Here is a 14,682-nt window from a genome sequence, read left to right on the forward strand (position 1 = left end):
CGCCCTTGTTAAAGGAACCTCAAACCATTGGTGTGTTTGTCAAGAGCGATTGCGGGTACCTCCACTACAAAAAAGAGAGAAGAAAAAAACTTCAGGTCACTTTTTCATAGAAGTTTTGACACTACCTCTATTTTTATTGGTGTTTATTAATGTCTTTAGATAGCGCTTACATATGTGGTAAAAAAAGCTACCCCGATCTTATGTAAAAAGAAAAGGATAGTGCTGCTAAAAAAGCTCTAAAGGCAGCAATCGAATTATTTACTTCCGACTAAGTTCGTCGCACTCTCCAATGTAGCCCGGATCGTTCTCTCATTCGCAAAATAATCAATCTTATCTCTGCCTTGCACCTCTATTGCTACAGGTAAACCTTTTTCTGCCTGGATACCTAGTTCATCGGCTTTTTGCAAAATACGAGACATCTTTTCAATCGTTAGAAAGCCTGGTTCACCAATTGGCATATGGTTATCTCCATATAAAGGGCTTTCGGGGTCTAGGACGACATTTGCAAAATGCAGACGGTCCATGGTTGTTTTTGCCAATTCTAATGAGGTAAAAATATCTTCACGATTAAGCGCCACATGGGCTGTATCAAACACGAGACCAACATTCGAGTATTTTTCCCTCACCTTTGAAATGATAGGAACAGCTTCACTCGTAAGACCTAAAACTCGCTTTTTATGCACTTCGCGATCCATTGCTTCTATGGATACATGCATATTAAACGTGGATGCCTCCTCGCAGATTTCACATAGACTTTCATAAAAAGCCTCTAGTCCCTGCTTGCGGAACTGAACACCTGGATCTGGACCAGGGACAAATGCAACCGTAGAAACGCCGCACTCCGCTGCCAAATATAGGCTTTCTTTTATCTTTTTAACGGTTTTTTCTCTTAAACTAGTATCTAGGGCGGACACATTGAGGTCCGTCTGATATGTCAAGAACGTTAACCACTGCAAGATTGATAAGTTATTTTGTTCCTTAGCCCGCAAAATTCTTTTTCGATCCTCTTGGTCATAGCCATAACCAATCTCAAACGAACGATAGAAGCCTTGAGAACCTAGGTTTTCAACTACACTTGCAGCGAAACCTTTTTCATCTTTTACCGGGAAAAACACTTCCGTGACGAGCAGCGATGGGATAATTCGGTTACTCATTAAATTCTTACTCCGTTAACAATAGGCTTTAATTTTTCATCTACATATTTACTAATATCATAGATGCATTGATCAGCATTTGTTTTCGTTTCTTCTGTTTCTTCCTCAACCATAATCCAGCCGTCATATCCATAATCAACTAATGATTGAACTATGGCAGGAAAATCGATATCACCGGTGCCCATCTTTTTCCACTCAAAGCTTTTTGAACAATCTTTAAAATGAACATGTTTGATAATTGGTAAATACTTTTTAACCACTTCGACTGGGTCCATTCCTCCAGCTGCAACGTGGCCAACATCTGGTGTGTACGCAACATATCTTGTATCTAATTCCTCAAAAAGAAGGTTGTAATCGCTTTCTGTTCTGAAATAAGAAGTTGCCGGAGAATGTGGATGAAACACCGCAACGATGCCATTTTCTACCGCACGTTTACTTACTGCATTCACACAGCTTATTATATCTCGTTGACGTTTTAATAGATTGTCGCGATTTGGCCCCACTCGTGGAGGTAAGTTTAATTTTGCATTCGGGAAGTGTTTTAGATAGTTAATATAATAATCGGCCCGCTGCTTTTCTTCTTCCGATTCTGTGTCACTTTCCCAGCTGAACGGCAAGGTAATTGCTGCTAATTCAAGATCCAAGCTATCTAGTTTTTCTTTTAGTTTTTCAGGTGCTTCATTATATTTCCCCAATAAAGCATATTGAACGTCAATCCCCTTGAATCCAGCTTTCTTCACTGTATCAATCATATGATCCAAGCAATCTACTTTTTCATCATAATCTAGTACCCATGTTGATCCGTGACATCCAAACTTAATCGTCATTTTCGATTTCCCCCTTAATTAAAATTAAACTACTTCATACTGCGAAATTTTTCATAACTCAGCAAATGTTTGCAAAAAGGTAATAAGCAAACAAGTTGTTTGTCTATTTAGAATATTATCATTTGTTTTTGTTTTGTCAATTGTTTTTATAAAAATATTTTTTATTTGAAAACAAACGAAAGAAAAAATCTAAAAAAGTAGTAAAAATCCAACTAACTCCTGTTTATTTCATTTCTTTCATATAATACACCGATTTAGTAATCTGTCATGAAAGTAATTAACATAATCATTTGTTTTCATTATTTTTCGATTACCAAGAAAAACATTGACACAAACGAAAATAAATGAAAGAATATGACTAATAAATTAAATTGGAGTGATAATTATGAAAATTGGAATTGGTTCAGATCACAATGCTTTTCAAATGAAAGAAGAAATAAAGTCATATATTAGTAGTTTAGGGCATGAGGTTGTCGATTATGGATGTTATTCAGAAGATGAAGTCGATTATCCTGGCGTAGCCTTTAAGGTAGCAACTGATATCACAGCCAACCAACTAGAACGAGGCATTCTCTTCTGTGGAACTGGGATTGGAATGTCCATTGCAGCTAATAAAGTTCCGGGAATTCGCTCTGCCCAATGCCATGATGTTTACTCAGCAGAACGCGCACAGCTCAGCAACAACGCACAAATCATGACCATCGGAGCAAAGGTTATCGGTGTAGAACTTGCTAAAAAAGTGGTCTCAGCTTACCTAAGTGTTTCCTTTCAAGGTGGTAATTCCGCAAGAAAAATTGATCAAATCATGGGCCAAGAAAAGGAATACCTACTAAACGGTTCATGCAGCTAAGCTAGCTTCTCTTTGACTTGTGGACTCACAGCTTATTACTAAGAGGAGGAAAACACGATGCAGACAAAAAGTCAGCCCTATACGATTGGGCTAGTGATGGATTTCCTTGCAGTCTCACAACAAGCAGCAATTGCTGCTTACCCTTGGATCGGTAAAAGGAATAAAATCATTGCGGATGGAGCTGGGACAACTGCAATGCGAGACCGCATGAACCTAATTGATATGCAAGGAACCATTGTTATCGGTGAAGGTGAAATGGATGAAGCCCCTATGTTATACATTGATGAAAAACTCGGAACTGGAACGGGGCCATTTGTTGATATCGCTGTCGATCCTATCGAGGGAACAACATTCCTGGCAAAGGGGCAAGAAAATTCACTTGCAGTCATTGCTGTTGCTAAGCGAGGAAGTCTGCTGCATGCCCCGGATATGTACATGAAAAAGATCGCTGTTGGTCCGAAAGCAAAAGGCTGCATTGATATCGAGTTACCGCTAACAGAAAATATCAAAGCTGTGGCGAACGCACTTGGAAAGGATGTAAAGGAATTAACTGTCATGATTCAGGACCGGCCGCGGCATGAAAAACTAATGAATGAAGTCATATCAGCTGGTGCCCGATTGAAGTTATTTTCAGATGTGGATATTACAGGGGCCATTGGAACCGCTATAGATGAAGTTGATGTTGACCTATTAGTAGGAACGGGCGGTGCGCCAGAGGGAGTCATTGCTGCCACTGCCTTAAAATGCCTTGGAGGTGACTTCCAAGCGAAACTTCTTCCCCAAGATGAGGCTGAATGGAATCGATGTATGAATATGGGAATTTTACATCCCGAAAAGCCCTTAACCATAGATGAGATTGTCAAAACAGATGACTGTTTCTTCGTCGCCACAGGAATCACCAATGGGGTTCTGCTGAACGGGGTAAAGAAAAAGGATAACGGGACAATGCTCACCCACTCACTAGTTACTATTGGCGGTGAAACGAGAAACTCCCAATATATCAATGCGGCTTTTTATTAATGTGCACTAATTATCTTAAATAGAATTATGAAGATACATTCTCCAGCAGCTTATACATGAAAAATTATAGCTTTATTTTTTGATGGCATTTTTTAATGGATAAGTTAATAAGTATATTACGACAGTAGTATATTTATTAGGAGGGTCGTAATGCATAGTGGTGAAGGCTTACATCCTGATACAGGTGTTACATCCAGATTATTTGTTGAGCGATCATTAAATGAAATACGTTTTTGGGCCAGGATTATGAAAGAGCACTCTTTATTTCTTCGATTAGGTTTTAGAGCAGACGACACACAACTAATTCAGGAGGCCAATCAATTCTACCGAATATTTGAAAACATCGAACAAAGAGCACATTCCTTTAACAATCAAACCGATCCTGAACAAATAAGACGATTTAATACAGAAGTCCAGCAAGCGGCAGGCAATATTTTTGTATTTAAACGAAAGATCCTAGGATTAATTCTCACATGTAAAATGCCAGGAGCAAATAATTTCCCTCTATTAGTTGATCATACCAGTCGGGAAGCAAATTATTTTAGAAAGCGCTTAATTGAATTAAATGAAGGGAAATTACAATCGCTTCCAGATGCAATTATTAAAGAAAATGTCTTCTTCTTAAGGATTATGGCAGACCATGCCAAATTTATTGGTCATCTCCTTGATCCGTCAGAAAGGAAACTAGTTGATGTAGCGCGTGATTTCAGTAATGATTTTGATCAATTGCTGTATCAAGCAAGAGACTTAGATTCTATGAAGCCACAATCTCAAACCGTTCCTATGTTAGATCAATTCCTTGATCAAAATCGTGTGTCGGTTTCCTCTCTAAGGGACTTCAAGAAAACCGCTCGTGATTTAATTGAACAATGTAAAATAAAGAGTATCATTCATCCGCTATTAGCAGATCATGTTTACCGTGAAGCTGATAGATTCTTAGAAATAATTGATATGTTTGATGCTCATCTAACAAGCGGCAACCCACCATCTAGATAGTAGAAGAACCTCTACTTAATGTTAAAAAGGCGAACAGCTAATGCTCGCCTTTTTTTACGTTTATTTATTTTTCACTGTTATCTTCCGGTGCAGTACATGTTTTACAGCACCCACATACTCAGCAACGGCACGCTGACTAATAGAAGCGTTCGGATTTAGTCCTTCAAATCCATGATAACATCCAGGATAAAGGTGGAATTCCACATCAACGCCAGCCTGGCTGAGCTTTGTTACATAAGTAAGTGTCTCGTCACGGAATGGATCTAATTGCCCTACGCACGTATAGGTATATGGGAGCCCTGTCAGGTCGGTTGCTCGCGCCGGCGCCGCATATTCTGAAACATTTTCTGTACGATTTTCCCCATTGAGGTACATGGACCAGCCTTTTTCATTGAGGTCATGGTTCCAAATCATATTTCCGGTTATCTCCAAACTAGATGGAGAATTATTGTGATCATCAATCATCGGATATAGCGGCATTTGGAAACATAATTTTGGACCATTTCGATCGCGGGCCAATAGTGCGAGGGCCGCCGTTAAGCCTCCGCCTGCACTAGCCCCCCCGGCTCCAATGCGGGACGAATCAATACTTAAGTCATCAGCATTTTCAGAAACCCATTTTAGGGCAGCATAGCAATCTTCCAAGCCTGCTGGAAATGGATCCTCTGGAGCTAATCGATAATCGACAGAAATGACCACACAATTCGCATCAATGACAAATTGTTGGCATAAAGCATCATTATCCTCAGGTGTTCCAAGGACATATCCGCCGCCGTGAATCCATAAAAGAGCAGGCAATCTCTCATCCTTTTCTTTTGGTTCATAAATTCGTACCCTAACTTCAAGGTTAGCCTCTGGACCAGGAATCATCCGGTCATAAATAGCAACATGCTCGTCTATTGGTATTTCGATAGAATCTGCCGCCTCCGCCATAAACTGTCTAAATTCTTTTAGGTTGTCCAAATCAAGCGGTGGAAATAATTCGAGTGTCTCTCTCAATTCAGGGTCAATTCTATTCTTCATCGATAATCCCCTTTACTAGCAATCTTATTTTAGAAACTTCAACAATAATTTATACGCTTACAAGATAGTGGGTATGACTTTTTTTGGATAACTTTCAGTTATTCAGATATTAAAACTTATGGATACTCCCCCTTGTTTCACAACAATCTGGAAAAATTCAGGGTTTAGGTTCTAGAATTCTACAAAACACTTGAAATTTTCCAATTATTTCGTTACCTTTTGAAAATAAGGGGGAGTTGCCGTGATTAGAAAACTTACGGACCAAGACCATCAACAGGTTCTTGCTTTTTTAAGTGAGGAACCATCTATAAATCTATTTATCATCGGGGATATTGAGGCATTCGGTTATTCTTCGGAGTCCCAAGAACTCTGGGCCGAATTTAATGAAGAGAATATAATAATAGCCGTACTTCTAAGGTTCCATCAATCTTTTATAGCTTATGCAAAAGGGGATTTCGATACGGGCGGCTTTGTATCGATTATGAAAAACTACAGCCAGCCCATTCTCTTATCTGGAAAATCAGATATTATAGCAAAATTTGAAGCATATGATGAGCTCCGGCTTGGTAAAAAGCAAGTGACTTATTTTGCCGAGTGTCGTACCAATAAATTCCTGTCTCCTGACGATATCGTATATAAAAAGGCTAGCATCGAAGACGTCGATCAAATTTTAGAACTCCGCAAATCAATTGAAGAATTTCATGTCAGAGAGGATGCCCGGGACGTATTGGTACAGTCTATTGAGGCGAATACATCAAGAACCTATTTTACAGAAGTAAATGGGGTTATGACCGCTTGCGTCTCAACCGCAGCGGAAAATTCAATGTCGGCAATGATTGTCGGTGTCTGCACCAGAAAAGAGTATCGCCGAAAAGGCTTAGCCTCTTCAATTATGAAAAAAGTGGTTCAGGATGTCCTAAATGAGGGCAAAACCCTTTGCCTATTTTATGATAATCCTGAAGCAGGCCGGATTTATAAGCGGCTGGGCTTTAAGGATATTGGAATGTGGACCATGCACCGCTGATCGTTCTGTTCAATGGCTCGAACACCAAAAGAGACTGATCATCGCTCATTGGGAAATTACTTCGAAGAGATTGGTTTCATTTATCACCTTAACTACTAACTGTTTAACATTTTCAATTTACCAATGAATTTAAACAAGACAGGGAGCATTTTGCCCACTGTCCTCTTTTCTGCTAACTATATGGACGTAACCATCCCGCCATCTACAAGTACAGAACTACCGGTTATATATGTACTTGCATCTGATACAAGAAAGGTTACAACTCTGGCGAATTCTTCGGGTGTGCCATACCTTCCTAAAGGTATGGCTCTTTTAGACTGAATCTCTGCTTCTTCTAAGGAAATCCCCTGCTTTTCAGCATTCAGTTGATCAAGATGAGTCGTCCTGTCTGTTTGGATTCTGCCTGGAGCAACTGTATTAACTAAGATATTATAAGGTGCAAGTTCTTCAGCAAGTGTTTTAGTCAGCCCTACAATTCCTAGACGGAATGTATTAGAAAGAATGAGGCCTGGAATTGGCTGTTTAATTGATGTGGAAGCAATATTAATAATTCTTCCTCCACCCTGCTTCATGTCAGGCAGCACTTCACGGATAATTCTAATGTAGCTAAAGAGATTCAATTCGAATGCTTTTTGCCAATCTTCATTAGAAATCTGTTCAAACGTCCCCCCAGGAGGACCCCCCGCATTGTTAATCAAAATATCGATTTTTCCAAACGTTTCGCGGGTGAACTGTACCAATGAATGGATATCATCTAGATTCGTAATATCGGCACGATGATAGGCGACCCTTCCTTTCCCGAGCTGATATAATTCCTCCTGTACTTTTTGCAGCTTTCTCTCATCACGACTCGAAATCACCACGTTTACTCCTTCTTCTACTAATTGTGCGGCGATGGCTTTTCCAAGGCCCTGACTCGAGGCGATTACAATAGCGTTTTTCCCTTGTAAATTTAAATTCATATGTAAGCTCTCCTTATTTTTCATTTTTCAATTATCATTTTCAGCCCAGACTTTATGCAGCGATTTATGGCGTCACCAAAGCTCATCCGGATACTTGATAAATAGAAGTCCCTCGTAAAAAAACGAGGGACTTCCTATTAACTTATGATTATGCTTTTACAAACACCGTTTTAATAGAAGTAAAGAACTCGATCGCAGCCTGCCCTTGTTCCCGCGAATGAGAACTGGACTGCTTCATTCCGCCAAATGGAGCTTGGAGTTCAACACCTGCTGTTTCCGCATTTACTCTTACAAGTCCCGCTTCCATTTCGTTAATGAAAGAGAACATGTTACTGATGTTTTTCGTGTAAATAGATGCACTCAAGCCAAACTCTGTATCATTTGATTGTTCTAATGCTTCCTCTAGGGTATCGACTTTAATTAATGCAAGAACCGGACCAAAAATCTCTTCACGTGCGATAATCATGTCATTTGTGACATTTTCGAACACCGTAGGTTGTACGAAGAAACCGTTTTCCATTCCGTTTTCTGCTGGTCTTTCGCCGCCATAAAGGAGGGTCGCTCCTTCTTCCTTCCCTTTTTGAATGTATGATAGGACCGTATTTAATTGATTCTCACTAGCGCACGGTCCCATCCACGTTTCCCCTTGCATTCCGCATCCAACTTTTAGTGCACTAACCTTTTCCAAGAGCTTTTCCTTAAACTCATCATACACGTCAGTCTGTACGAAAACGCGGCTTGTTGCCGTACATTTCTGTCCGGTCGACCTTAGGCCCCCGCTAATCGTGCCTTCCACAGCAAGATCAAGATCCGCATCATTTGCAATAATAACAGGATTCTTACCACCCATTTCAAGCTGGTATTTTGCTCCACGCGCAAGAGCTCCTTGTCCCACCATTTTACCTACAGTGTTGGAGCCTGTAAAAGTGATGCCATTTATATCAGGATGTTCAATGATCCTCTGACCAATAACACTTCCCTGACCTGTGACCAAATTTACAACCCCTGCTGGGATACCTGCTTCGGCAAAACACTCGATTACTTTAGCAGCGGTAACAGCAGTCTCCTGAGCTGGTTTCAGCACAACCGTGTTTCCATAGATTAGAGCCGGGGCCATCTTCCAAATCGGAATAGCTACAGGAAAGTTCCAAGGTGAAATAACACCGACCACACCGAGAGGTACACGTGTGGTAAACATGAGCGCTTCACTATCCGTAGATGGAATAACGTCACCGATTTTTCTCATCCCCTCGCCAGCATAATAGCGAAGAATAGCTATCCCGCGTGCCGTTTCCCCTTTTGCCTCTGCGAATGTTTTTCCCATTTCTTTTGTCATTGTTTCTGCAATATCACTAAGACGTTCTTCCATTATATTGGCTGCTTTATATAAATAATCGGCTCTTGCAGCTCCAGAAAGTTTTCGCCATGCTTTTTTCGCCTGCTTAGCCGCTGCTACGGCTGCATCCACATCCTCTTGAGAGGAAGACTGCACGTAGCCAACGATTTCATTTTTGTTTGCCGGGTTGATGCTGCCAGTCACTTTGTTTGCTGATGACTCAGTCCACTCTCCATTAATAAAGTTTTTATAGGTTAATACACTGTTTTCAACAATACTCACCATAATTAATCTCCTTCTCCTCGTTAATCGATTTGTACATCAGTTTGCCAAAAGTTAAATGTATCGACGGAATTTATAATCCTTATGCCAAAATTAATGTTTCTTCCTTATTATATATATCTTTTTGAAACTCTTCTAAATTACCATAGTAAGCATTTTCAATGATCTGTTTAATATCAGCAGGCCTTGTCAGTCTAGGGTTAATAAGAACGTTTCCGCTCCTCATTGAATCTTCTACTAATTTAGACAAATATTCTAATGAGACGCCCAACTCCTTAATATTTAAAGGAATTTTCATGGCTTGATTCATTTCAATAACAGATTCTATTGCTTTTCCAGCAGCCTCCTGTATGGATAATCCGCGAACATCCTTTCCTAAAGCGATCGCGATATCTTTATATTTATCGGCACATGCTGGTAAGTTAAATTTCATAACAAAAGGCAATAGCGCTGCATTTGCGATACCGTGCGGAATGTTAAAGACTCCGCCAAACGTATGAGAGATAGCGTGAACATTCCCTAAGCGTGATTGGGAAAACGCAACGCCAGCCATCATAGAGGCTACCAGCATTTTTTCCCTGCTTTCGATATCCGTTCCTACGAAGTAAGATTTGGTTAAATTTTCGCCAATCATTTTAATCGCCTGCATCGCGAATCCCTGGCTCACTGGGCTCGCTGCTTTGGATGTATAGGATTCTATTGCATGGGTTAGAGCATCCATACCCGTCGCGGCTGTGATTTCTTGTGGAAGATTCAAAGTAAGAGTCGGATCCAGTATGGCCAGAGTTGGAAACAACATCGGGCTAAGGACTGCTAATTTAAAGTGAGTTTCTCTGTTGGTTACAATAGTGGAATTTGTAGTTTCGCTCCCTGTTCCTGCCGTTGTCGGTATTGCGATAATTGGAAGTGGCGGCCTTTTAATTTTGCCCACCCCTTCATACTCCAAGATATGGCCGGGGTTGGTAGCCATCGCGGCTATTCCCTTTGCAGTGTCTATGCTGCTTCCACCACCTATAGCTAACACAGCACCATGATTAAGTTGCTTGAGATAATCAGTTCCTCTATGTATTGTTTCAGCTGACGGGTTTGGTTCTACTTCATCGTAAATGTCATAGCGCAAGTTCGCAGCCAGGAGCGATTTCTCAATTCCTTCTAAAAGATTCGCTGCCCTAACCCCTTTATCTGTAACGATTAGAACGCTAGTAACACCTAATTCCTTTACCATTTCTCCTGTTTTTTCTGATATCCCTTTTCCGCACTCCACTCGGGTTGGCATAAAATACTTATAACTCATTGACATGTCTAGTTAACTTCCTCTCTACTTTTAGATTCAAGCCCATTTTGACAGTAATCAAGTGAATCATCCCATTTGGGAATAGAACTAACTTTGTACGAGCTTACTCATTGTTCGACGTGATGCAGCAAGGAAAAGACCTCACAAAAGTAAAAATGTTAAAAAATATTAATAATTTTCTTGCAATTTAGTGTTTACGCTTACAAATAGCATACAAGAAATGATATAATCGGTCTACACGAATATTCTGATTATTATCATCATTAAAACCGATTTAGGAGGTAGCCATGGAACTAAAACAGTTGATGATTTTTCAAACTGCAGCCCAAGAACTGAATTTTACACGTACCGCGGAAATTCTTTGTTTTGCCCAATCAAGCATCACTGCACAAATTAAGTCACTGGAAGACGAGCTTGGTGTTCCACTGTTTGAACGATTAGGAAAAAGGGTGATCTTAAGTCAAGCAGGCCACCGTTTTAAGTTATATGCGGATAAGATTCTTGGGGTTGCTGAAGAGGCAAAGATGATTATAGGGGAAAATGTTGAACCAAGCGGGACACTGACCATATGTGCTTCGGAAACACAGTGCACATATCGTTTGCCCTCATTGTTGAGACAATTTCAAAATAGTTTCCCTAAAGTACAACTTGTTTTTCGTCCTGGAATATCTGAAGCGGACTTCGGTGGCCTTCTTGCTAAAGGTGCTTTAGATGCAGTGTTAATATCTATGACTCCTATTGTTGCGGATAACCTAATTGTTGAACCGCTAGTTGCAGAGCCTATTGTGATTGTAAGTCATCCAGATCACTTTTTAGCCCAGAAGCAGAAAGTAACTGCTTTAGACTTAAATGGTCAGCCACTACTTGTGACAGAGGAATGCGATTACCGTCGTTTATTTGAAGATTCACTGACGGAGGCTGGTGTACAACCATTAAGCAAACTTGAACTTGGTGATGTAGAAGCCATAAAAAAATGTGTTATGGCAGGTATCGGAATAGCAGCTCTGCCGAAGATTGCAGTGGAGACAGAAGTGGCTCAGGGGCGACTTGCGGAACTCAAATGGGTTGGATCTGACTTTCCGATCGTCACTCAATTAGTTTGGCACAAAGACAAATGGATGTCACCCGCTTTAAGCGCATTTTTGGAAGTGACTCGGGAGAACATACGAAAAGAGAATATCACCTTCCAATAAAAAAATTAAATATTGACTGAAAACGACCATGTTGTAGGACAATTTCCCTTTTGGAAGTTGTCCTTTTTTCATAATTTGTTTAGGTCATAACCCCTGCTACAATCGCATTTGTACAGTCTTTACTTTGAAAACTCCCATCGGGTATTTATGCAAATAATCACAAATCTCAGAAAATACACTTGATTTTTTATTTTTTTTAATTTACGATTTACCCAGTGGAAAATGGGTAACGCCATTCACTAAATTAATTGTCGAGGAGGTGATATATGTGACGGAAAACAAGCGTGCATCCTATGGAAATGTTTCCCACGCATTAGATATCTTAATGTTTTTTATAAAACACGAGGATTGTAGTTTGGGAGAAATGGCTGAGAGACTTGACCTCAAAAAAAGTTATTTATCCAAATTGTTAGATGCTTTAAAAGACAAAGGGTTTATTGCTCAGGATAGCGATACAGGAAAGTATAAGCTGGGGTTATCCTGTTTAGAGTTGGCCACTGCATTTGAAAACAGACTGGATATTCGGAAAATAGCCCATCCACATCTTGTTGAATTATCATCTACCTCTAAAGAACTGGTTCACTTAGGGGTAATGGATTCAAATGTTGTTGTTCTATTGGAACGAATCATGAATCAAGAGTCTGGCTTGAGATTGCAATTCCATTTATCTTTAACCTCACCTCCTCATTCGACAGGATTAGGTAAAGTGTTATTAGCTTACAGTGACCAAACAATGGTTGAAAACTATCTATCAACCGCAAAATTGGAACCTTCTTCTCCTCATACAACGGTTGATCCAAACAAAATTCGTGAGGAATTGGAACAGGTAAGGCTTAAAGGTTATTATTTGTCGTATGAAACATTTGAAAGTGGTGTATCGTGTGTAGCTGCTCCTGTTTTTTCGCGTCAGGGCAAAATTATTGCTGCCATTAGTATATGTGGACCAACAGTTAGGATTTTGTCTAAACAGAAAGAGTTGGTAAAACATCTACTTGCCACTACCTCTAGAGTAAACAGTGCATTAGGATACGACCTTCAACTTTCCCAATAGGCTATACATAATAGAATGTTGCTGGGTCAAAAAAGGCAGGAATGCCTTTAATTAGAATGTGAACGCTTACTTTTGTCTGATAAAACCTTTTAATCATGCGATTCTATTAAATTATTATTTAATAATAGGGAACACGACCATCATGACATTCCTCCAAGAGATTATAAATTACTACTTTTTTTCAGAGGGAAGTTCTTTTCCTTTCAACACGAAAAAATATACGAAATATTTGTAGCTATTATGTCCTTTAACTATTTAACACTATATTCATTGTAAAAATGTTAACAACATTTATAGAGGAGGAATGTACATGTCACAAGCTCGTGCGACCGAGGTTGTTCAGAGTGAAATTTCTACAAAAGAAGTTTCTAAAAAAGGAACAAACAGAGCTTTATTAGCCAGTATGGTTGGAAGTTCAATTGAGTGGTTTGACTTTTTTCTTTATGGGTCAATGGCTTCTCTAGTATTTAATAAACTATTTTTTCCGAGTCACGATCCGGTAGTTGGGTTAATGCTTTCCTATCTATCGTTTGGCCTCTCATTTTTCATTCGCCCATTAGGTGGAGTTATTTTTAGCCATATTGGCGATAAAATTGGGAGAAAGAAAACGCTGATACTAACTTTATCCTTGATGGGTGGAGCTACCTTTTTGATTGGTTTATTACCAAATTACAATACTATTGGGATTTGGGCTCCAATTTTACTTATTACTCTGCGCTTGTGCCAAGGGCTTGGAATTGGCGGGGAGTGGGGCGGTTCTGTACTATTAGCGGTTGAATATTCAAAAAAGGGAAACCGCGGGTTTTATGGCAGTATCCCACAACTCGGAGTACCAGTCGGAATGCTGCTTGGAGTAATGTCTATCTCATTGCTAAATAAGCTGCCAGAAGAACAATTTCTATCATGGGGATGGCGCCTGCCGTTTCTCCTAAGTACTATATTGATTTTCATTGGCCTTTGGATTCGTAACGGTATAGATGAAACGCCTAGTTTTAAAAAGGCAAAAGAAAGCGGTAACATTGCTAAACTCCCAATCGTGGATACTTTCCGTTATCATTGGAAGGCTGTGTTAATTACTGTAGGGGCTAAATTTGTAGAAACAGGACCATATTACATCTTCGCAACATTTATTATCGCTTACGCAACTGGATATCTTGGTTATGAAACGTCGACAGTGCTGAATGCAGTTGCAATTGCTAATTTAGTAACGATTTTCATGGTCCCTTTGATGGGGAAATTGTCAGACAAAGTGGGAAGAAAAGCTGTATATATGGGTGGAACAATTGGGTTGATTGTATTTGCCTTCCCGTACTATTATCTGTTAACTCTTAAGTCTGCCCTATGGTTAACGGTTGCCACCGTTATTGCGATCGGAATTATATGGGCTCCGATTGAGGCCGTAATGGGAACAATGTTCTCGGAAGTCTTTAGTACAAATGTACGTATGACTGGTATTTCTGTCGGAAATCAGATTGGTGCAGCTGTGTTTGGAGGTACCGCTCCTATGGTTGCACTTGCATTGTTAAATGTTTTTAACGATTCTTGGGTTCCTATAGCGTTTTATCTAGTGATTGCGGGTGTTATTTCTCTCATTTCTCTTTTCGCAATGCGCGATGGCAGAAATATAGAGTTGTAACAAGGATTATCGATAACCAATGAACGTTTTGGTA

The 14,682-nt window shown here is 39.9% G+C and carries 13 protein-coding genes; 7 read left to right on the forward strand and 6 right to left on the reverse strand.

Features of this window, described 5'->3' with window-relative positions; translation table 11 throughout:
• Nucleotides 1-254: 254 nt before the first annotated feature.
• Nucleotides 255-1,154, reverse strand: a complete 900-nt coding sequence (locus tag M3610_RS25205; RefSeq protein WP_251463315.1) for a sugar phosphate isomerase/epimerase family protein — start codon at nt 1,152-1,154, stop codon at nt 255-257.
• Nucleotides 1,154-1,981 (reverse strand): sugar phosphate isomerase/epimerase family protein, encoded by an 828-nt coding sequence (locus M3610_RS25210; RefSeq protein ID WP_251463316.1) that lies wholly within the window; start codon nt 1,979-1,981, stop codon nt 1,154-1,156. The genes M3610_RS25205 and M3610_RS25210 overlap by 1 nt, the downstream gene beginning before the upstream one ends.
• A gap of 385 nt (nt 1,982-2,366) precedes the next feature.
• Here M3610_RS25210 and rpiB point away from each other — a divergent pair, with 385 nt between their 5' ends.
• The 3 genes from rpiB (at nt 2,367) to M3610_RS25225 (ending at nt 4,847) form a co-directional block, all read left to right on the forward strand.
• Nucleotides 2,367-2,831 (forward strand): ribose 5-phosphate isomerase B, encoded by a 465-nt coding sequence (rpiB, locus tag M3610_RS25215; RefSeq protein WP_098576099.1) that lies wholly within the window; start codon nt 2,367-2,369, stop codon nt 2,829-2,831.
• A gap of 57 nt (nt 2,832-2,888) precedes the next feature.
• Entirely contained in the window at nt 2,889-3,851 is a 963-nt protein-coding gene (glpX, locus tag M3610_RS25220; RefSeq protein WP_251463317.1) for a class II fructose-bisphosphatase, read from the forward strand.
• A 150-nt stretch (nt 3,852-4,001) separates the two neighbouring features.
• A complete protein-coding gene (locus tag M3610_RS25225; RefSeq protein WP_098576100.1) occupies nt 4,002-4,847 on the forward strand; it encodes a DUF2935 domain-containing protein in 846 nt (281 codons plus the stop codon).
• Nucleotides 4,848-4,907: 60 nt separating this feature from the next.
• On the opposite strand, the gene M3610_RS25230 is transcribed toward M3610_RS25225, so the two are convergent.
• Complete coding sequence (locus M3610_RS25230) at nt 4,908-5,870, reverse strand: alpha/beta hydrolase (protein ID WP_098576101.1); 963 nt, start codon at nt 5,868-5,870, stop codon at nt 4,908-4,910.
• Between the two features lie 241 nt (nt 5,871-6,111).
• Here M3610_RS25230 and M3610_RS25235 point away from each other — a divergent pair, with 241 nt between their 5' ends.
• Nucleotides 6,112-6,894, forward strand: a complete 783-nt coding sequence (locus M3610_RS25235; protein WP_251463318.1) for a GNAT family N-acetyltransferase — start codon at nt 6,112-6,114, stop codon at nt 6,892-6,894.
• A gap of 176 nt (nt 6,895-7,070) precedes the next feature.
• On the opposite strand, the gene M3610_RS25240 is transcribed toward M3610_RS25235, so the two are convergent.
• From M3610_RS25240 to M3610_RS25250, 3 genes are all read right to left on the reverse strand, one after another.
• Nucleotides 7,071-7,856, reverse strand: a complete 786-nt coding sequence (locus M3610_RS25240) for an SDR family oxidoreductase (protein ID WP_098576103.1) — start codon at nt 7,854-7,856, stop codon at nt 7,071-7,073.
• 148 nt (nt 7,857-8,004) lie between these two features.
• On the reverse strand, nt 8,005-9,477 hold the full coding sequence (gene gucD / locus M3610_RS25245) for an alpha-ketoglutaric semialdehyde dehydrogenase GucD (protein WP_251463319.1): 1,473 nt from the start codon (nt 9,475-9,477) through the stop codon (nt 8,005-8,007).
• Nucleotides 9,478-9,556: 79 nt separating this feature from the next.
• Complete coding sequence (locus M3610_RS25250) at nt 9,557-10,774, reverse strand: iron-containing alcohol dehydrogenase (RefSeq protein WP_251463320.1); 1,218 nt, start codon at nt 10,772-10,774, stop codon at nt 9,557-9,559.
• A gap of 281 nt (nt 10,775-11,055) precedes the next feature.
• Here M3610_RS25250 and M3610_RS25255 point away from each other — a divergent pair, with 281 nt between their 5' ends.
• The 3 genes from M3610_RS25255 (at nt 11,056) to M3610_RS25265 (ending at nt 14,648) form a co-directional block, all read left to right on the forward strand.
• Nucleotides 11,056-11,961 (forward strand): LysR family transcriptional regulator, encoded by a 906-nt coding sequence (locus tag M3610_RS25255; RefSeq protein ID WP_251463321.1) that lies wholly within the window; start codon nt 11,056-11,058, stop codon nt 11,959-11,961.
• A 268-nt stretch (nt 11,962-12,229) separates the two neighbouring features.
• Nucleotides 12,230-13,012, forward strand: coding sequence for an IclR family transcriptional regulator (locus tag M3610_RS28385; RefSeq protein ID WP_251463322.1), 783 nt, complete (start codon nt 12,230-12,232; stop codon nt 13,010-13,012).
• 403 nt (nt 13,013-13,415) lie between these two features.
• Nucleotides 13,416-14,648, forward strand: coding sequence for an MFS transporter (locus tag M3610_RS25265; RefSeq protein WP_251463339.1), 1,233 nt, complete (start codon nt 13,416-13,418; stop codon nt 14,646-14,648).
• Nucleotides 14,649-14,682 lie beyond the last annotated feature (34 nt).

Source organism: Neobacillus sp. MER 74 (assembly GCF_023714155.1).